Here is a 19227-nt window from a genome sequence, read left to right as displayed (position 1 = left end):
ATGGGGACTCGGGATGTAGTTGTAGCTTCTGTTGCTGCAACAGTTGGCGCGGCTGTTGTTTTTGCTCTAGGTATTGGGCTTAATGCTTCGACTTCAAGCATTGGTTCTGGTTCGATTGGTACTTGCCTAAATGGCACCGACGGGACGAATGGTACCGACGGGACGAATGGTACCGATGGTACCGATGGTACCGATGGTGTTGACGGTGTTGACGGTACCGATGGTGTTGACGGTACCGATGGGACGCCGGGTGCGATAGGGCCTACAGGAGCGACAGGCTCAGCAGGTGTGTGTGATGCCTCTACACTCGGTTCTATTTCTGGGAATGTAGTTCCCTCGGTAGATAATTTCTATACTCTTGGACTTCCAGACAAACGTTGGAAGAGTCTTCAACTCGGACCCGGCACGATATATATCCAGGACACTACAACTGGTTCACAAGCTGGTATCTCTGTCGATAACGGTAGTTTGTTGGTCGACGGGGCCGACTCGCTTCGTATTGGTAACGTCCGACTGACGTCAACAGGTCTTGAATCTATTTTGACTGGGCAAGACATCAATATCGGGAACTTTGGCGACTTAGGTTTCTTGGCACCTTCCAGAGGAATCAAATTCCCTGATGGTTCGACTCAGACCTCAGCGACGCTGCAGGGTCCTATGGGGCCCCAAGGACCCATTGGTGTGACGGGGGCCACAGGAGCAATAGGACCTCAGGGGCCGATCGGGCTGACACCGACTTTTGCCTACGGATCGTTTTATGACACGACTACTCAGGTATTGACCTCTGCAAATGCCATTCAAGCGATGACGCTCAATCAGGCAACCAATGGTGTTGGAGGTGTGATTGCACAAGGCGTGAGTGTTGTTGCTGGTTCTCAGATTACGTTTCAGAATGCCGGTGTCTACAACATTCAGTTCTCTGCCCAACTAGATAAAACAGATGCCGGCTCTGACGATGCGAGTATCTGGCTTCGACAGAATGGCACCGATGTTCCTTGGTCAGGGACCAAGCTCACCTTGGATCAAACCAAGCGAAATGTTGCGGCGTGGAATTTCATGATCTCTGTCCATGCAGGTGACAACGTTCAATTGATGTGGTCAACCCCAGACGTGAACATGCGTATTCTGGCCAGCGGCCCCCAAACTAACCCGGTCAGACCAGAGATTCCATCGCTCATTGTGACGGTGCAACAGGTTCAATAACGGCGAGTACACAGCAGCTGAAAAATTGCAGGGCGTAGCCTGTACTCATGCTGATTGCGGAGCCACTCGACTTACCCGAATGGGTTAATGGTCTGGCTATTGGTGTTGCCAGTGTTCAAGGCGCAACCTATGCCTCTGGTTTTCGCGATCGCAAACTGGATCTCTTCGGTGTGGCGGTTATCGGTATCGCAACCGGCCTCGGTGGCGGTTTCCTTCGTGATCTTCTGCTGAACCGACTTCCTGTTGCATTGACAGAGAATTGGTACATTCTCGTGGCTATCGTGGCAGCCCTGCTGGGTATGCTCCTTGCGCGCATGTTCCGCCGGGTTGACTGGATGATTACCGTGTTGGATGCTCTGGCACTCGGTCTCTTTGCGGCGCTAGGAACCACGGCGGCACTCGTATCCGGATTACCGTTTGTTCCGTCCTTGTTTGTGGGCGTGATTACTGCCGTCGGCGGTGGTTTTATCCGAGATGTTTTATTGAATATGCCCATCTCTGTAATGCATGTTGGTTCGCTCTACGCCGTAGCGGCAGCGGCCGGCTCCCTTGCACTGTTGTTGTGCAACGAAGCAAATATAGGACTCGAAATCAGTGTTCCGCTGTGTATTTCTGTCACCGTTGTCCTGCGTTTGTTGGCCGTGCGATTTGGCTGGTCTTTGCCCGAGCAACGCATGCTCAAGTCGTTGCGTAACCCGAAGTTAATCCGCCCTGCAGATCTCACCGGCCCTATCGACACTCAACGTGATCTCTGATGCCGGTCTATCGTGACGAGGGTGTGGTTCTTCGCACGCACAAACTCGGAGAAGCCGACCGCATTGTCACCCTCCTGACCAAGGGGCATGGCAAGGTGCGGGCCGTGGCAAAGGGCGTTCGTCGCACATCCTCCAAATTCGGTGCTCGTCTCGAGCCTTTTATGGTGGCGGATATTCAGTTTTATGAGGGCCGAAGTCTCGACACCATTCAGCAAGCAGAAACGATTGCGTCCTATGGTGCGGACATCGTGGATGACTATCCACGCTTCACAGCAGCCAGCGTGATGGTGGAAACCGCTGACAAGGTGACCGAGCTCGAAGGCTCCCCGCAGCAATATCTGCTGCTGGTAGGTGCCTTACGTTCGCTTTCCCGTCAAGAACATCCCACCGAACTCACTCTTGATTCGTACCTACTTCGCGCACTGAGCCTTGCGGGCTGGGCGCCCACCTTTGACAGTTGTGCTCGCTGTGGCGAGGTAGGGCCCCACGAAAGCTTTGTCGTCCAACTGGGAGGCATGGTCTGCGTCACATGTGCTCCTCCGGGGGCACCGCACATCATTCCGGAGGTTGTTGTGCTCCTCGATGCGCTCGTTCGTGGCGAGTGGGAATCTGCAGAAGCGCATACCCAGGAGAATTGGAACCGAGCACATTCCCTCGTTTCGGCCTATACCCAATGGCACCTTGAGCGGGGCCTTCGATCCTTGGAGCACGTAGCCAGATGAGTAAGCCCTATACCCACACAGACGCCGTGGAATATCGCCCACTGGACTGGACTGGTGTCTACCCACCCGAATTCCCAGCTGGTGCAGTGCCCAACCACGTTGCAATCGTGATGGATGGCAATGGCCGCTGGGCAAACCAACGAGGACTCACCCGTGTGGAAGGCCACAAGGCTGGCGAAGCCGCGCTTCTGGACGTGGTGGCAGGTGCCATCCAGGCCGGGGTGAAGCATTTAAGCGTCTATGCATTTAGTACCGAAAACTGGAAGCGTTCTCCGGATGAAGTGCGTTTCTTGATGGGGTTCAACCGCGATGTTCTGCACCGCCGGCGGGACCAACTCAACGACTGGGATGTGCGCGTCCGGTGGGCTGGGCGTAAACCGAAGCTCTGGGCGTCGGTGATTGAGGAACTGCAATATGCAGAAGAACTCACCAAGAAAAACAAGACTCTCACGCTCACCATGTGTGTCAACTATGGTGGCCGGACAGAAATCGCAGATGCGGTCAAGAAGATCGCGGAAGATCTTGCTGCGGGCAGGATCAATCCCAGCAAGGTGACCGAAAAATATCTGGCTAAGAATCTCTACATTCCTGATATGCCAGATGTTGATTTATTTGTTCGCTCCAGTGGGGAACAGCGCACCTCCAACTTCTTACTGTGGCAATCGGCTTATGCCGAGATGGTGTTTCTCAACCAGCTCTGGCCGGCCTTCTCACGCACGGACCTGTGGGACGCCATCGAGCAATACATCGGCCGGGACCGCCGCTTTGGTGGAGCGGTAGATAAGCCGTCGGCGAAATAGCCATACATTTCGAGTTTTCTGCCTTTACAGTCAAGAAATGGACAGACCCATCCGCGTAGTGTTCCTGGTCTTCTATTTCGAAGCCTGGGACGCTCTGGACGCCATCTATCGGCGCATGCTCGCCGATGAACGGTTTGAACCGATCGTGATTACTATTCCGCGCAAGCTCACCGGCTATGACAAGTTCCGGGATGAGAAAAAGGTCAGTGCTTTTCTGGATGCTCGAGAGATTGAGCACGAGCGATTCCGCTACAAAAAGAGTAAAGAAGGTCTAGCTCGCCTCCAGGAGCTTGCCCCGGACTACCTCTTTCTCAACTACCCGTGGCAGCGCAACTATAAGAAGAATTACCAGATCGACAAGCTCGTCGAATTTACCAAGGTCTGTTACGTCCCCTACTTCTCAACCTCACTCGTGCAAGAACCGGGGGAGTCGGGTGTTGCCCCACATCAATACACCCAGCCCACACACCAGTTGGCGCACATGGTCTTCCTGCAGGACGCAGACACCAAGGCAGCTTTTGATGCCAGCGGCCGTGCCGATCACGCATTCCTCACGGGCACTCCCAAGATTGATGCACTTCTGGAGGCCCGCGAGGAGGTCCAGAGCTTCTGGCCTATCGTTAGGGAACATCCCGCGGGGCAAGAACCCTTCAAACTCATTTGGGCACCACACCACACCTATGCCGATAGATGGTTGAACTTTGGCCACTTCGTGGAGCAGTGTGAACCGATGCTGGCATATGCACAGAATCACCCGAAGATGGATATTGTGTTCCGTCCCCACCCCTTCCTTTTTGGAACCATGACAGATCGTGAAGTCATGACCCAGGAGCAGGTAGATTCCTGGCGTTCACGGTGGGATGCATTACCGAACACCTCTACAGACCTTGGCGTGCACATGCCGGCTCTCCTGTTGGCCTCTGACGCGATGGTGACCGATGGAGTGTCCTTTCTCGCTGAATATCCGCTTGTGACGGGTAAACCAGCCATCTTCTGGGAAAAGCCCGACCATTGGGAGTTCTCGCCACTCGGCGCGCTCGCCGCCGCGAGCACAGTTACCGTGCGCAGCATGGGGGAGGTCGAACACGCACTCGATCAGGCGCGTGCAGGAACATTGCCAGATCGCTCGACTCAGATACAAGAACTTATTACTGCGGTGCGGCCACAGCCGCACTCTGCCGCAGAAACAATCATTGACCTCATCGTGAAGGATGCCTCATGAACGAACCCCTCAAAGTGGATATCTGGTCTGACGTTCAGTGCCCTTGGTGCTACATCGGAAAACGCAAATTCGAGAAGGGCGTTGAACTTTATGGCAGCCCTGTTGAAATTGAATACCACTCCTTCGAGCTCTCTCCCGATACTCCCGTGGACTATGAAGGTGACCCTGTTCAATACCTCAGCGAACGCAAAGGAATTCCTGTCGAACAGGTGCACCAGATGCTGGAGCGCGTCACCGGTATTGCTCAAAGTGTGGGTCTGAACTACAACTATGACGCGGTGCATCAAACCAACACCATCAAGGCTCACGAACTTCTGCACTACGCCAAAGCACGTGGAAAGCAACTGGAGATGAAAGAACGCCTTCTCAGTGCGTATTTCATCGAAGGCGAGCACGTGGGACGTATTCCTGATTTGGCGAGGCTTGCTGCTGAGATTGGCCTGGACGAGACGGATGTCACCCGCTCATTGACAGATGGTGAGTATGTGTTTGCTGTGGAAGGCGACACCGCCCAGGCAAAGGCCTACGGCATCTCAGGGGTGCCGTTCTACGTTATTGATGGAAAGTATGGAATTTCCGGAGCGCAAGATCCTGAAACCTTCGCTGCGGCGCTCAGAGAAGCCCGTGAGAATCGCACCTAAATAGTCAGTGTCTGACTTCTTCCGAAGCGGGAAGTTAGTGGGATACTAGATACACAGGAGCGAATGACGATGACGAGTGTGAAGACGGGCGCCCGAGCGGGCAATCTCAACATTGGACCCATAGAGGTCGAGGTTCCTGTCGTACTTGCCCCCATGGCTGGGATTACCAACATGGCCTACCGTCGTTTGTGCCGTGAACAGGGTGCGGGGATCTTCGTTTCTGAAATGATCACCTCTCGTGCACTCGTCGAGCGCACACCGGGTTCCATGCACCTCATCCAGACTCACCCCAGTGAGCAGGTTCGCTCCATTCAGCTCTACGGTGTTGCCCCTAAGACGGTCCGCGAAGCCGTCACCATGCTGGTCGCTGAAGACCGCGCTGATCACATTGATTTGAACTTTGGGTGCCCTGTTCCGAAGGTCACGCGGAAGGGTGGCGGATCGGCGCTTCCCTGGAAGCACAGCCTGTTCCGCGAAATCGTCCAGGAGGCTGTCAAAGCCGCGGGGGATGTGCCGCTGACCATCAAAATGCGGAAGGGCATTGATGCCGATCACCTCACCTTCATCGATGCCGGTAAAGCGGCAGAAGATGCGGGTGTGGCTGCAGTCACACTGCATGCTCGCACGGCCAGTGAGTACTACTCGGGCCATGCGGACTGGAATGCGATAACCCAGCTCAAAGAAGCCGTCACGAGCATTCCCGTGCTGGGCAATGGTGATATTTGGTCAGCTGAAGACGCCATTCGGATGATGGATCAAACCGGATGCGACGGTGTGGTGGTGGGCCGAGGTTGCCTGGGTCGCCCGTGGCTGTTTGCTGAACTGGATGCAGCCTTCCGTGAACGTGCCGGCATTCAAGAACCCGGTAACCGGATTGAGCCCACATTGGGATATGTAGCCCAGACTCTGCGACGACACCTCGAGCTCTCCATCGAATTCTTCGATAGCGAAGAGCACGCCAGTCGCGATATCCGGAAACACATGGCCTGGTATTTCAAGGGTTATCCCGTCGGAGGAGATGTTCGTGCTCAGCTTGCTCAGGTGTCCAGCCTGCAGCACCTGGATGATCTCCTCGGCCAGCTGGATTGGGCGACGCCCTATCCTGGGGCTGGCGCTGAAGGTCAGCGTGGCCGGCAGGGGAGCCCGAAACGGCCTTCTTTGCCCGATAAGTGGCTGGAATCCCAGGAACTCAGTGCGGCCGAGCAAGAGGTTGTCGCTCACGCAGAAATCGATGCGAGTGGTGGCTAGCCGTGGCTGACCACATTCACGAAACGGCATCAATTTCGGTTGTCACCCCGGGGTATTCCGAGTTCGATGCAGAGCGCATGTTGAACGAGACGCATTCCTCCAGGCGCAGTGACTTTGCCCGTGATCGGGCACGCCTGCTGCACTCCAGTGCGTTGCGCAGACTGTCTGCCAAAACTCAGGTGCTCAGCCCTACGGCAGGTCTAGATTTTGCGCGCAACCGTCTGACGCATTCTTTGGAAGTTGCCCAGGTTGGCCGTGAAATTGCGGGTCGCCTGCGTCTCGATCCAGATGTCGTGGATACGGCAAGTTTGGCTCACGATATTGGCCATCCACCTTTTGGTCACAATGGTGAAAAGGCGTTGAATGCCTGGTGTGCGGATATTGGTGGATTTGAAGGCAATGCTCAAACATTGCGGTTGCTCACGCGTCTCGAACCTAAAGTCTTTGGCACCAACGGGCGCAGTTTTGGACTCAACCTGACACGCGCCAGCCTGGACGCCAGCACGAAGTATCCCTGGCCTGAGCAACAGGCAGTGATGGACCCCACTGGCCGTGCCAAGTTTGGTTTCTACGCCGATGACTTCGATGTCTTTGAATGGATGCGACAGGGCGCACCTGATCGACAACGGTGTATTGAAGCACAGGTGATGGATCTCAGCGATGACATCGCATACTCCGTGCACGACTTCGAGGACGCCATCTTCAACGGCTACGTCGACGCAGGAGAGCTGGGTGCACGTGTCAATCATGATGAACTCGTCGACTCCATGTTTGAGTGGATTGGGGGAGAGTTCACGCATGAGGAACTCGTCGCCGCATTCGACCGCCTCGACAACCTGGATGTGTGGGTAGATAACTGGGATGGGTCGCGTGTGGCTCAAGCCAAGCTCAAAAACCTCACGAGTCAGCTCATTGGCCGCTTTGCACACGCTGCTGTCCATGCCACTCGCGAGGAGCATCCACAGCAAAACCTCGTGCGCTTTGGCGGAAACGTCATCGTGCCTGCGGGAGTTCGTGCCGAGATTGCTGTGCTCAAAGGCATCGTTGCGGCTTATGTCATGACGACGAACTCTCGCCAGCCCGTGTACACCCGGCAGCGTGAAGTACTCACGGATTTGTGCAACACGCTGTTTGAGCAAGGGCCTGCTGTTCTTGATCGCCACTTTGCAGATGACTGGAACCACACCACCGATGAGGCAGTGCGCCGCCGGATTGTGATCGACCAAGTGGCCAGCTTGACCGACCAGTCTGCCTTTGCCTGGCATGACCGCCTGTGCACTGGCAGATCGAATTCACAGGTGATTGCCTAATGGCCGGCCGTATCCGTCAAGCAGACGTGGAAGAACTCAAACAACGCGTCAATATTGCCGATGTTGTGGGAGATTACGTCTCTCTCAAAAGCGCTGGTGTGGGCTCAATGAAGGGCTTGTGTCCCTTCCATGATGAACGCTCTCCGAGCTTTCACGTGCGCCCCACGGTGGGATATTTTCACTGCTTTGGCTGTGGGGAATCGGGAGATGTCTACACCTTCATTCAAAAGATGGACCATCTCAGCTTTACCGAGTCCATCGAGCGTTTGGCGCAACGCATCAATTTTGAGCTGCACTATGAAGAAGGTTCCGGGAAGCCCAGTGAATCGGGCAATCGTTCCCGCATCCTGGCAGCCAACACTGCAGCTGCGGAATTCTTTGTTGCTCAGCTGGCCACGCCAGGTGCTGCAGAGGGACGCAAGTTCCTCGGCGAGCGGGGCTTTGACAAAGCTGCTGCAGAACGTTTTGGCTTAGGTTTTGCCCCCAAGGCCTGGAATGAGCTGCGCGACCACCTCAAAGGGAAGGGCTTCACCGAGGAAGAACAACTTCAGGCAGGTTTGCTTTCTCAGGGTGAAAAGGGTGTCTACGACCGCTTCCGTGGTCGTGTGATCTGGCCTATTCGTGACGTGACTGGTCAAACTATAGGTTTTGGTGCGCGCAAACTCTTCGATGATGATCCTGGACCAAAGTATTTGAATACTCCGGAGACTCCGGTGTATCACAAGCAGCAGGTGCTCTATGGGTTAGACCTTGCCAAGCGAGATGTCTCCAAGACGCGACAAGTGGTTGTGGTTGAGGGGTATACCGATGTGATGGCTGCCCACTTGTCTGGCGTGACGACGGCAGTGGCTACCTGTGGCACCAGCTTTGGCGTCGAGCACATCAAACTCATACGCCGCATCATGGGAGATGACTCAGGTCTCGGTGAAGTGATCTTCACTTTCGATCCTGATGCGGCTGGTCAAAAGGCCGCGATGCGGGCCTTTGCTGAAGAGCAACGTTTTGCGGCACAGACCTTTGTTGCGGTGGCCCCCGAAGGCCTGGATCCCTGTGATCTTCGTCTTGCCCGAGGAGAACAAGCTGTTCGCGATCTCATGGATGCCAAGGTACCCATGTTCGAGTTCGTGATCCGCCAGATGTTGAAGAACTACAACCTCGACACCGTAGAGGGTCGTGTAGCTGCCCTCCGTGAAGCTGCTCCGGTTGTGGCAGATATTCGTGATTCGGCGCTGCGCCCTGGTTACACCCGTGAGCTTGCACGGTTAACCGGTGTGGACGTTTCCGAAGCGCAGGTCGCAGTGTCAAACGCGGTTAAAGCTTCGCGATCTAAGGGGATGCAAACCACCTCTGAGGGTGCGCGCCAAGGCTACGCCGGTGCAGCCTCTGCCCGGCCCTCAGGCGTCTCGGGTGAGCCTGTGACGGGTTTGTCTGGTCCGGTTAGTGAACCCACAGGGCCTCGAGTCTTTGAACTGAGGAATGATCCCTCAACCAGGCTTGAGCGAGATGCACTGATGGCTCTCATCCAATTCCCTGAGCTGGTAGGAGCCGAGTTGGCTGTTGATGCCACGCAGGTAGCGATTATGGATCCCAACCTAGCCACACTGCGGGATGCCATTGGTGCGAATGTGACGCAATTAGGAGGGGAAACTTGGCTTGACAGGATCCAGAGCGATCTTCCACAAGATTTCAAGCCTCTTCTCACCCAGCTGGCAGTTGCCCCCTTGCCACAAAACGGAGCAGATCAGACAGAGGTCTATTGCCGGGGCGTCGTCATCTCCTTGATCGAACGGGATTTGGTTCGACGGAAGTCAGAACTGGTCGGTCGTCTGCAGCGCACCAGCGTGGATCAGGGCGAAGTAAGCCGTGAAATTCAGCGGGAACTGCTCGAACTTGAAACCAAACGCCGTTCCCTGCGTCAGGATTAAGCATGAAGATTCGCCAAAAGGATTGTGTTTGTGAGATTCCACAGCATGCCGCTGTGTTAGGTGATGAGCATGCTGCTGAATTAGCTCCACGAGTTGAGTCAGGGCCGATCGCTATTTTGCCGGAACGACGAGACAATGGCACGCCCGGAGGCACCACAGTTTTTCTCGACGCTGTGGAGTCTGCAGGGGGAGTGGTTTCAGAGCTCAATGCCGAGACTCGTGGTCTCATCTGGCTGTCCTATAAAAAATCTGCCGAACTCGGTGAAGTACTGGACGCCAATCCCCAGTTGACCTGGGTGCAATTACCGTGGGCTGGGGTGGATGCGTATGCGGACGTGTTGACACGATGTGCCAGGCCAGGACTGGTCTTTACCAGCGCGAAAGGCTCATATGCTCAGCCGGTAGCAGAACATGCCCTGGCGATGACGTTGGCGCTGCTGCGCGCCTTGCCCCGCCGTGCACGCGCCACCAGCTGGGATGCAGTGCCTCGCGGCATCTCGTTGTATCGAAAAAACATCACCATCATTGGTGCCGGAGGCATCGCACGCGAGTTGATTCGATTGCTAGAGCCTTTCGACGTCACCATCACGGTGGTTCGGCGCTCTGCGGGGCAGGTTCCCGGAGCGTTCAGTACCGTCACGACCGACCGCCTCGACAAAGCCCTCATCAGTGCAGATGTTGTCGTCATTGCGGCGGCGCTAACCGGTGAGACCCGTCATCTCATCGGGGCAAAAGAATTGGCACTGATGAAAAAGTCAGCAGTTGTGGTCAATATTGCCCGGGGTCCGCTGGTCGATCCCGATGCCTTGGTCGTTGCGCTGAATGCAGAAAAGATTTCTGGTGCGGCGCTCGATGTCACAGAGCCGGAGCCACTTCCTGATGGTCATCCACTGTGGACCGCAGAAAACATTCTGATCACCCCGCATATGGCTGATACACCCGAGATGACAGCCCCGCTGTTGGCGGAACGTATTCGATCAAATGTCACCGCTTTCCTCGCAGGCGAACGTTTCACAGGGGTTGTGGACCCCTCTGCCGGTTATTAGTGGCAGGTGGACCCTGTGCGGTTTTTGCGCCCGAGTATTTGGGGTAATATAAAAACGCCTAAAAGCAATCCCCGATAGCTCAATTGGCAGAGCAACGCACTGTTAATGCGTAGGTTCATGGTTCGAGTCCATGTCGGGGAGCGAAGCCCCTGGTCCTCCACGACCGGGGGCTTTTTACATTGCCTCAGATGCTCGCTAGCGTGGGAGCTGATCATCCCAAGGAGGCGTTGTGGCACTAACTGTTGCTGATAAGCGTGCCCTCCGCACAGGAATCTCGGTCGGTATCGCTGTGGCCGCATACGGGGTGTCTTTTGGTGCCCTCAGCGTCGCTGCGGGTCTCGATATCTGGCAGACCTGTTTCCTCAGCCTTGTGCTGTTCTCTGGCGGGTCACAGTTTGCTGTCATTGGCATCCTTGCTTCGGGGGGAGCCGCAGCGGGAGTGCCAGCCATCGTCTCGAGTACTTTCCTCGGTCTGCGCAATGGGATCTATTCCATGCGGGTAGCACCGATCGTCGGTGGGGGGCCATGGTGGCGCAGAATTGCTGCAGCTCAGATCACCATTGACGAATCAACTGCTGTCGCTATTGCCCAAGAGGAACCTAGTGCCCAAAAAGTCGGTTTCTGGGCTACCGGTATTGCTATCTATATCGGCTGGAACGTCGCCACTTTTGCAGGGGCTCTGCTGGGTAATCTCATCGGGGATGTTAGCCAATTTGGCCTGGATGCCGTCGCAGCGGCTGCATTTGTGGGATTGTTGTGGCCCAGGTTGAAGCAGCTGCAGGCCTCGGTCGTTGCCATGGTCTCTGCAGTTCTTGCCGCAGTGCTGATCCCCGTGAGTGCACCGGGAGTTCCCGTTCTTGCCGCTGCCGTCGTCGCGCTCGTGTTTGGCCTCACAAACTGGCTACACCGGGAACCCCCGTCAGGTCCCTACTCTCACGGCGTTCAACCCGATGATTCTCCGGACCCGGGGGATACCCCGAGTTTCCACCCCGAGCACGGGGAGGGTACCCGATGAACCTCTGGCCCATCATTATCATTGCTTCTGTTTTGGCGTTTGCGCTCAAATACACCGGTTATCTCGTCCCTCAACGATTCTTGGAAAAGCCCCGCTTTACCCGGGTGACCAATTTGTTGACGGTGGCAATGCTTGCAGCTTTAGTTGCTGTGCAGACACTGGGTGCAGGTCAGGACGTCGTCTTAGATGCCCGTGTTCCGGCAGTGCTCGTTGCTGCGGGGTTGTTTGCCCTGCGTGTGCCATTCATTATCGTGGTCGCCGCAGCGGGCATCGTTGCCGTTGTGTTGCGACAACTCGGTTGGATGGCTTAGTCGTCGAGGTTATCGACACCGGGCATCCAGCTCTTGCCAGGCTTGCCCCAGCCGCGCTTGCGCTCGATCTTGCTGGCCTGCTTGTTGAATTCATAATCGAGGCGGTCGATATAGAGATAGCCCAGTAAGTGATCAAATTCGTGTTGCAGGATGCGCGCAAACCAGCCGTCGCATTCGATGATGAAGGGTTTTCCGTCCAGATCTACAGCACGCAGAATCGCCTTTTCGGCACGGACGAGAGGAAAGCGCTCACCGGGGAAGGACAGACACCCCTCATCATCTGCATCCGTGGTGTCGCGAATTTCGAGGGGGGATATAAAGAGTTCCGGGTTGATTGCCACGCCCCGTCGGGGCGTTCCGTCATCTTCGGCGTAGTCATAGACGAAAACTTGCAAACCGACCCCCACCTGGGGTGCTGCGAGGCCCACACCAGGCGCCTCATCCATCGTGTCGAACATATCGGCCACGAGCTGGCGCAGGGTGTCATCAAATGCAGTGACGGGTGCTGCCGGTTCGTGAAGTACAGGTTCGCCGGAGATAACAATGGGAAGAACGGTCATGCCTCCAGCCTATTTGCAACGAGGGGCGATAGCGTTGAGCTATGCATTTCTCCGATTTACCTGATCTGGCGCAGGTGACGGTAGAACCAGCACAGTTGATCGGTATCCCGTTCGCTTTGGTGGGGGCCATCCTGATGTCTGTTGGAGCACAGCTCCAACACCGTGGCGTCAATAAAGTCGGGGATTCTGAAGCACCTTCCACCTCGCTGAACTTCACACAGTTCATGGCCTTGTTCAAGCGGCCCTCGTGGTTGACCGGAACGCTTCTGTTAGGTGCAGCTATTGTTTTCCAGCTGATTTCTTTGGGTTTCTCACCGCTTATTGTCGTGCAGCCCATTGGCGCTGTAGCTCTTGTGATCACTGCGGTATTGAACTCGCGTGTGACGAAAACGAAGCTCAATAAAGAATCAATCATTGCCATTGCATTGTCGGTCGGTGGTATCGGTATTTTCGTGACCATTGCGGCATTTACCGCAGTTAATGCACCGATGTCATCAGCTGATCTCGCTGAGATTTTGATCATTTTGGTCTGTGTGCTGGCCGTCTTTGGTGCACTGTTCCTGGTCTATCGCAAGCACCTCTCCGCGCTCTACTACATCGTGGGTGCCGGAGTCTTATACGGTTTTGTCGCTACCTTGGCCAAGGTTGTCATTACGAGCATTACGCACGACACTATGGATTGGCTCACCTGGGCTTGCCTGGCCGCATTGCTTGCAGCAACTATTTTGGGCGCACTCTTTGTCCAGAACGCCTACTCGTCGGGACCACCAGACCTGGTCATCGCCGGTCTCACGGTGATTGACCCCATCGTGGCGGTCACGATCGGTATCGTCATTCTGGACGAAGCCTCTCAGGCGCCCATGTGGGCGGCTGTCGGGTATATCGTCGCGGGTGTGCTCGCCATCATTGGCGTGTTCATGTTAGCCAAATACCACCCTGATGCACACGACCCCGTTGCGGAAGCTACGGCAGAAGCTAAGCAAGGCTTGAAGAACGCGACGGAAGAATCAAAGGCCAAGGTTAAAGCCACGGCACACGGGGCTAAAGAGGCTCTGAACAAGTCCAAGTCCGTAAACTAAAGGCACTATGCCGAAGCCCTTACGCATCCTTATCGGGTGTGACACTTTCGGTCCAAATGTCAACGGTGCGGCTAAATTTGCCGAACGTCTGGCAGCTGGCCTGGTTGAACGTGGACATGATGTTCGTGTGATGGCCCCTGCCGCCGGCAGAAAGTCCGGCACATGGGTGGAAACCCACGAAGGTCAACCCATGACCATGTATCGGATCAAGAGCTGGCGTTGGTACCCCCACGACTGGTTACGCTACATGCTGCCCTGGCGTGTGCGGCAGAACAGCGCACGAGTACTCGACGATTTTAAACCAGATGTGGTGCATTTTCAGTCCCACATCATTGTGGGCGGTGGCCTCACCAAGGAAGCACAATTGCGGGGTATCCGCATTATTGGCACCAACCACTTCATGCCAGAGAACATGTTGCAGTTCACGCTGTTGCCCAAGCCCACGCAAAAAAGCGTCATTCGCCTGGTGTGGAAGGCAGCTGCACGTACCTTTGGGCGGGCAGAGGCGGTCACCACCCCGACTCGACGCGCGGCCAATTTCCTCGAGGAATACACGCATCTCACTGACGTGCATGCCATCTCGTGTGGAATAAATGCTCACCACTACACCCCCAATTTCGACACACATGTTGAAAACCGCATCGTATTTGTCGGGCGTATCACAGGTGAAAAGAAACTCGATGTCCTCCTGAAGGCATTCCGTAAATTACCTCCCGAGCTCAACGCAACTTTAGAATTCGTGGGCGGCGGTGACCAGCTCCAACCCATGAAACAACAGGTTGCTCAGCTGGGCATCACAGATAAAGTCACGTTCACCGGCTATGTCTCGGATGATGAACTCAAGGCATCACTGACGCGAGCAAAGGTATTTGCCATGCCGTCGATAGCCGAGCTGCAATCGATTGCCACCATGGAAGCCATGGCAACCGCCTTGCCCATTGTGGGGGCAAACGCGATGGCACTTCCACACCTCATTCACGACGGAGAAAACGGCTACCTTTTCGAGCCCAATAACGTCGATGATCTTCGCGACAAGCTTGTCACTGTCCTCACTGCGGATGATGAGGAGTTGCTGCGTATGAAAAACAACTCGTTGAAGTTCATTCGTGGACATGACATCACCCGGACCTTGGACACTTTTGAGGCGCTGTATCGGGGCCACGAGGTTGTCGACCCCGACCCTGAACTCACAGACGACTAAACTTTTACAGGTACCACCGCAAGGGGCGGTAGCTCAGCTGGTTAGAGCAGCGGACTCATAATCCGTCGGTCACGGGTTCAAGTCCCGTCCGCCCTACGACACAAGTGCCGCTCACACGAGCGGCACTTTTCTTGGAAGAGTGAGGCAAGACAGGGGAAAACCCCTCCGGGACCTCCGGATAATAGGAGTGTGAGCACTTCAAAGTCGATACGCGTGGGGATTGTGGAAGACCACACCCTCTTCTTGGAACTGATGAGTGCTGCCCTGTCCGAAGTGCCAGACATCGAGGTTGTGGCCACTGCTGACAACGTCGCCGAAGCAAAGAAGTGGTTTGATTCTGCGGCACTCGATGTTGTCATTCTTGACATCGAATTACCAGACGGTAATGGAGTGGGGCTGGGGATCACTCTCCGTCGAACCAATCCCACACTGGGTGTGCTGTTGCTCTCGGATCGCGACATGCTTGAACTGCTCCTGGGGTTGCCCACCGATGTCCGGGCGGGGTGGAGCTATCTCACAAAAGGTGCAACCAAATCTATTGATGCTTTGGCTTCTGCTATCCGTGCAACTGCAGCTGGGCAAACGGTCATTGATCCTGTGCTCGTAAATCGGTCACAGGCCCGTTCGGGAACAGGCGTTGCCGCATTGACTAACCGTCAGTTCGAAGTCTTGCGTTCAGTTGCGCGGGGAGATAGCAATCAGACCATTGCCGATGACTTGGGTATCGCCGTCAACTCGGTGGGGAACCATCTCATCGCAATTTATGACACCTTGGGGATTCCGGATGGAAAGAATGCCCGCGTTGCCGCGGTACTTGAATTCCTTCAAGACACCACGCGCCCAGCGTCGTACGCTTAATCCATTGTGAGCACTCTGCCGGTTTCTGAGCCCTACCTTGCACGTGGGGATTCGTGGAGCAGGTCCATCCGTTTCGGCGGTCCACGGGCAACTTCTCAGTGGATCGTCATTCCGGTACTTTTGTTCCTTTCCCTCAACTCTGGCACCGCCGGTATCGCTGATACCTCTGCGAGCCAGTTGCTGCTTTTGCAGATAACTGCCACAGCATTTGTGGGTGCATGGTTTTATTTCACGATGCTGGGGTTAGCCATCAATCGCCTCTTTCCACGCCTGGGGACTTCACGAAATTGGGCTGTGGGCATTTTGTATGCCACGACGGAGATGTTGCGCGCTGTGGCACTGTACTGGCTCTCTGTTGCAGTTGGACTGCCTACGGTGGCTGACTGGCTCTTTCGTATTACAGGAAGCCTGAGTACCGGCATTGTCCTGTTTGGAATTGTCTCCACTGTGCTCAACGATTCGGCATCCTATGCATCCACATATCGTGAGTTGATCAACCAGAGGCTCAAGCTTCAAGCAATGATTAACGCCTCTCAAGAAAACTTGCTGAGGACACGTGATCAACTCATCCAGAATGCCCGTGCTCAAATATCTGCTGCCTTGGGAGCCGCGCTGAGCGAAGTAGATAAGGCGGCGCCTTCGTATTCGAGCATCGTGGATGATCTTTTCCACGTCACCGAGGATGTCGTGCGTCCATTGAGTCACGATCTTTTTGATAACCCCATGGCCCTTGTTTCTGGTGAGGATGCAACTAAAGTTCCTCGAGTGCCTCTTCGCACCTATCTCACCGACAGCTCAATCGCATCACCGTTCCGTCCTGGCGTGATGGTGCTCATTTCGGCGCTCCTCACGACCCCGTCTTTACTTCTGGTTGCTTCGTGGACGTATCTGTTGGCTTGGTCGGTTTCGCTCCTGATCTTCTATGTGTTCATCCGGGGGGCTAAGAAATTCATTGCGCCCCAATTGTCCCGATTGCCTTATTTAATCCGCATTGTGGTGATCGGAATTGTTTTCTCCATTCCTGCTGTGATCTTTACCTTTGTCGTCTTTTCTGGCCTCTCTGGTGGTGTGGTGACGGGGTGGAGTACCGTACTTTATGGAACAGCGCTTGGTTTGGCGCTCGGGATCTTGGTCTCTACCTCTGGCGGGATGCGTGCCTCCCGAGTTCGCATGTTGACGGAAGTTTCCGAGATCAACGACCAGTTGTATTGGCTCAATGTCCGACTGCAGTCTGAACTCTGGCTTGATCAGAAGAATCTTGCATTGACGTTGCATAACGACGTGCAGGCAACCCTGTTGGCTGCAGCTCTCAAGCTCAAAGCCTCACTTTCGGGGGGAAAAATTTCTGCGGATGCCGTGATGCCCGAAGTCAAGGAACTTATTTCTCGAAGCATCAATTTTGCTACTGCTGCCCCTGAACAGCGATCTTTGGCAGATGCAATCTCCCGTATCAACGAGAACTGGGCTGGCCTCATCCAGATGAAATACACTGCCGCAGAAGAAACCTTGGAGTCACTCCACAATGACCTCGTCACCCTCGGAGTATTGGAGGATGTGCTCAGCGAGTTCCAAAACAACTCGCTCAAACATGGACAGGCAACGGAAACTACGGTTATTTTGACTTCCCCAGAAGTGGGCGTACTTCAGGCAGCCATGAGTAATAACGGGCATCGTCTTGACACATCTGCGGAGGGGGGATTGGGCTCACATTTTCTCAAGAGTGTCTCGCTGAGTTACAAACTCGAGAACTACAGCCGAGGTGTGCGGCTTGTCGTCAAACTTCCGGTCACCTCGCACGATGCACATGGCCAGAATCACTGACGGCCTTTGGGTGTGCCTGAGCACTCGATCTTCTTCTCAGAACTAATCTAAAACTGTGACTGAGACGACTGCCTCCCCATCCACTCCTCATACTCCTCAAGAGGCTTATGCCTTCTTCCGGAGTCGACGCCACGAGATGGCGGTGTTGCCCCAAGGTTCCCTAGCTTTGGTCAATACCCAGTGGTTCTATGGTGCGCCGGGGGAGACCGAAAGTGTCTGGGGGGTCAACGGTCTGTGGTCTGCTCTCCCTACAGGTGAAAAGGGTGTCCAACTCACAGCAACCGCAGCCGACAACATCGTGGTCGACGGTGTCGTGGTCGACGGACTCATTACCGTGACGGGTAAGGACGCTGAGGCAGCTTCTTCCATCGTCTTTACCGAGACCACAACCGGAACCATCATCAAAGGCGAAGACGGTGCCTATGCGCTTCGAGTCTGGGATTCCAACTCGGATGACTTGCAAAACTTTGGCTCAATTGATGCCTTTGACTACAACCCCAACTGGGTAATTACCGGAACGTTCACGCCCATCGAGGGCGGTCGTGCGGTCGAGGTCTCTCACCTTAAAGATCAAGGTGCGAGCCGCGACAAAGTGATTCCTGGGGATATCCGCTTCACCTACGAGGGTGTTGAGTACGCGCCCTCTGCCTTCAAAGAAGGCCGGGCGCTCATGATTGTTTTCTCTGATGCAACCAGTGGTGACACTAGCTATAGCGTGGGACGTTTTTTGATGGTTGCGCCCAACCCAGATGGCACCATCACACTTGACTTCAACCGTGCATACTTGCCACCGTGTGCATTTAGTTACAACTTCAACTGCCCCATGCCACCTGCTGAGAATCGATTCCCTTTTGCGGTGGAAGCCGGGGAGAAGAATGTTCTCAATAAAGCCGGTGAGCTTCTGCACTAGCTAGGACTTAGCTGGGCGTCCTCGTTTGGGGCGACCCAGTGCGTATCCCGCCTGTGGCTGGATTTGTGCGCTGCGCACATCGCTGATCCAGTTGTGGACGGCTTCCAGGTACCTCAGATGTGCCAGGTGGTGCAGTGTGTCAGCTTCTGTGCTTCCTGAGGGCTCTGAGGCTAGCTGACAAAACTTGTCGACCACAGTCAGGAGAAACTCGGCGTCCCTGCTGTCTATGCTGGCGCTGATCAGCACCATGTCTTGCAGATCGGCCCATTCAGGAACGGTAGTGAGCTCATCGCCACGAAGCCATGTGTGTGCATCACTCTTCCCGGCAGAAGTCAGCGCGTAGAGCGGTAAACCGTCTGGGGTGAGGCCGTCGTGAATAACAAGCCCTGCTGTGCTGAGACGGTCAAGAGTGCCATAGACCTGGCCAACGTTTGTTTTGGCGCGGTGGGGTGCACGTGACGCTAGTTCAGCATGAAGCTGTAATCCATAGGCGGGGCCGAGGGTCAGTAATCCAAGGAGAGATTCGCGGACGGCCATAAAAACACTCTACTGAGTAGACAGCACTCTGTGAACTGCCTGAAAGGTCAAAATCCCCGTTGT

Annotated in this window: 19 protein-coding genes and 2 tRNA genes; 19 read left to right on the top strand and 2 right to left on the bottom strand. The window is 55.1% G+C overall.

The window, feature by feature from the left end; genetic code table 11:
• The 13 genes from M2119_RS06780 (at position 1) to M2119_RS06720 (ending at position 12198) form a co-directional block, all read left to right on the top strand.
• Positions 1–1203 carry a hypothetical protein gene (locus M2119_RS06780; RefSeq protein WP_280804174.1) on the top strand — a complete coding sequence of 401 codons (1203 nt, stop codon included), beginning with the start codon at positions 1–3 and terminating at the stop codon, positions 1201–1203.
• 47 nt (positions 1204–1250) lie between these two features.
• Positions 1251–1958 (top strand): trimeric intracellular cation channel family protein, encoded by a 708-nt coding sequence (locus M2119_RS06775; protein ID WP_280804173.1) that lies wholly within the window; start codon positions 1251–1253, stop codon positions 1956–1958.
• Complete coding sequence (gene recO / locus M2119_RS06770) at positions 1958–2680, top strand: DNA repair protein RecO (RefSeq protein ID WP_280804172.1); 723 nt, start codon at positions 1958–1960, stop codon at positions 2678–2680. Before M2119_RS06775 ends, recO begins: the two co-directional genes overlap by 1 nt.
• Positions 2677–3480, top strand: coding sequence for an isoprenyl transferase (locus M2119_RS06765; RefSeq protein WP_280804171.1), 804 nt, complete (start codon positions 2677–2679; stop codon positions 3478–3480). The genes recO and M2119_RS06765 overlap by 4 nt, the downstream gene beginning before the upstream one ends.
• A 37-nt stretch (positions 3481–3517) precedes the next feature.
• Entirely contained in the window at positions 3518–4702 is a 1185-nt protein-coding gene (locus tag M2119_RS06760; RefSeq protein WP_280804170.1) for a hypothetical protein, read from the top strand.
• A complete protein-coding gene (locus tag M2119_RS06755) occupies positions 4699–5343 on the top strand; it encodes a DsbA family oxidoreductase (RefSeq protein ID WP_280804169.1) in 645 nt (214 codons plus the stop codon). Before M2119_RS06760 ends, M2119_RS06755 begins: the two co-directional genes overlap by 4 nt.
• 63 nt (positions 5344–5406) lie before the next feature.
• Positions 5407–6591, top strand: a complete 1185-nt coding sequence (gene dusB / locus M2119_RS06750; RefSeq protein WP_280804168.1) for a tRNA dihydrouridine synthase DusB — start codon at positions 5407–5409, stop codon at positions 6589–6591.
• 2 nt (positions 6592–6593) lie between these two features.
• On the top strand, positions 6594–7901 hold the full coding sequence (locus tag M2119_RS06745; RefSeq protein ID WP_432418503.1) for a deoxyguanosinetriphosphate triphosphohydrolase: 1308 nt from the start codon (positions 6594–6596) through the stop codon (positions 7899–7901).
• Positions 7901–9826: a DNA primase gene (gene dnaG, locus M2119_RS06740; RefSeq protein WP_280804167.1), complete on the top strand. Its 1926-nt coding sequence runs from the start codon at positions 7901–7903 to the stop codon at positions 9824–9826. The genes M2119_RS06745 and dnaG overlap by 1 nt, the downstream gene beginning before the upstream one ends.
• 2 nt (positions 9827–9828) lie before the next feature.
• Positions 9829–10872 (top strand): D-isomer specific 2-hydroxyacid dehydrogenase family protein, encoded by a 1044-nt coding sequence (locus M2119_RS06735; RefSeq protein WP_280804166.1) that lies wholly within the window; start codon positions 9829–9831, stop codon positions 10870–10872.
• 68 nt (positions 10873–10940) lie between these two features.
• Positions 10941–11013, top strand: a tRNA-Asn gene (locus M2119_RS06730).
• Positions 11014–11101: 88 nt separating this feature from the next.
• A complete protein-coding gene (locus M2119_RS06725; protein WP_280804165.1) occupies positions 11102–11887 on the top strand; it encodes an AzlC family ABC transporter permease in 786 nt (261 codons plus the stop codon).
• The gene (locus tag M2119_RS06720) at positions 11884–12198 is read left to right on the top strand and encodes an AzlD domain-containing protein (RefSeq protein ID WP_280804164.1); all 315 of its coding nucleotides are present in this window, start codon (positions 11884–11886) and stop codon (positions 12196–12198) included. The genes M2119_RS06725 and M2119_RS06720 overlap by 4 nt, the downstream gene beginning before the upstream one ends.
• On the opposite strand, the gene def is transcribed toward M2119_RS06720, so the two are convergent.
• Positions 12195–12758 carry a peptide deformylase gene (gene def / locus M2119_RS06715; RefSeq protein ID WP_280804163.1) on the bottom strand — a complete coding sequence of 188 codons (564 nt, stop codon included), beginning with the start codon at positions 12756–12758 and terminating at the stop codon, positions 12195–12197. The two genes, M2119_RS06720 and def, sit on opposite strands and share 4 nt — an antisense overlap.
• Positions 12759–12799: 41 nt before the next feature.
• On the opposite strand from def, the gene M2119_RS06710 reads away from it, so the two are divergent.
• The 6 genes from M2119_RS06710 (at position 12800) to M2119_RS06685 (ending at position 18627) form a co-directional block, all read left to right on the top strand.
• The gene (locus tag M2119_RS06710) at positions 12800–13837 is read left to right on the top strand and encodes a DMT family transporter (protein ID WP_280804162.1); all 1038 of its coding nucleotides are present in this window, start codon (positions 12800–12802) and stop codon (positions 13835–13837) included.
• A 7-nt stretch (positions 13838–13844) separates the two neighbouring features.
• Positions 13845–15038, top strand: coding sequence for a glycosyltransferase (locus tag M2119_RS06705; protein ID WP_280804161.1), 1194 nt, complete (start codon positions 13845–13847; stop codon positions 15036–15038).
• 22 nt (positions 15039–15060) lie between these two features.
• Positions 15061–15134, top strand: a tRNA-Ile gene (locus M2119_RS06700).
• A gap of 93 nt (positions 15135–15227) precedes the next feature.
• A complete protein-coding gene (locus M2119_RS06695; protein ID WP_280804160.1) occupies positions 15228–15896 on the top strand; it encodes a response regulator transcription factor in 669 nt (222 codons plus the stop codon).
• A gap of 6 nt (positions 15897–15902) precedes the next feature.
• On the top strand, positions 15903–17717 hold the full coding sequence (locus M2119_RS06690) for a hypothetical protein (protein WP_280804159.1): 1815 nt from the start codon (positions 15903–15905) through the stop codon (positions 17715–17717).
• A gap of 55 nt (positions 17718–17772) precedes the next feature.
• Positions 17773–18627 carry a DUF1684 domain-containing protein gene (locus M2119_RS06685; RefSeq protein WP_280804158.1) on the top strand — a complete coding sequence of 285 codons (855 nt, stop codon included), beginning with the start codon at positions 17773–17775 and terminating at the stop codon, positions 18625–18627.
• Here the strand turns inward: M2119_RS06685 and M2119_RS06680 are convergent, their stop codons facing one another.
• Positions 18628–19164 (bottom strand): PadR family transcriptional regulator, encoded by a 537-nt coding sequence (locus M2119_RS06680; protein WP_280804157.1) that lies wholly within the window; start codon positions 19162–19164, stop codon positions 18628–18630.
• Positions 19165–19227 lie beyond the last annotated feature (63 nt).

The organism is Aurantimicrobium minutum, from assembly GCF_029894165.1.
GTDB lineage: Bacteria > Actinomycetota > Actinomycetes > Actinomycetales > Microbacteriaceae > Aurantimicrobium > Aurantimicrobium minutum_A.
The sequence above is the reverse complement of the archived record's forward strand: the minus strand, read 5'-3'. Positions and strand labels throughout refer to the sequence as shown.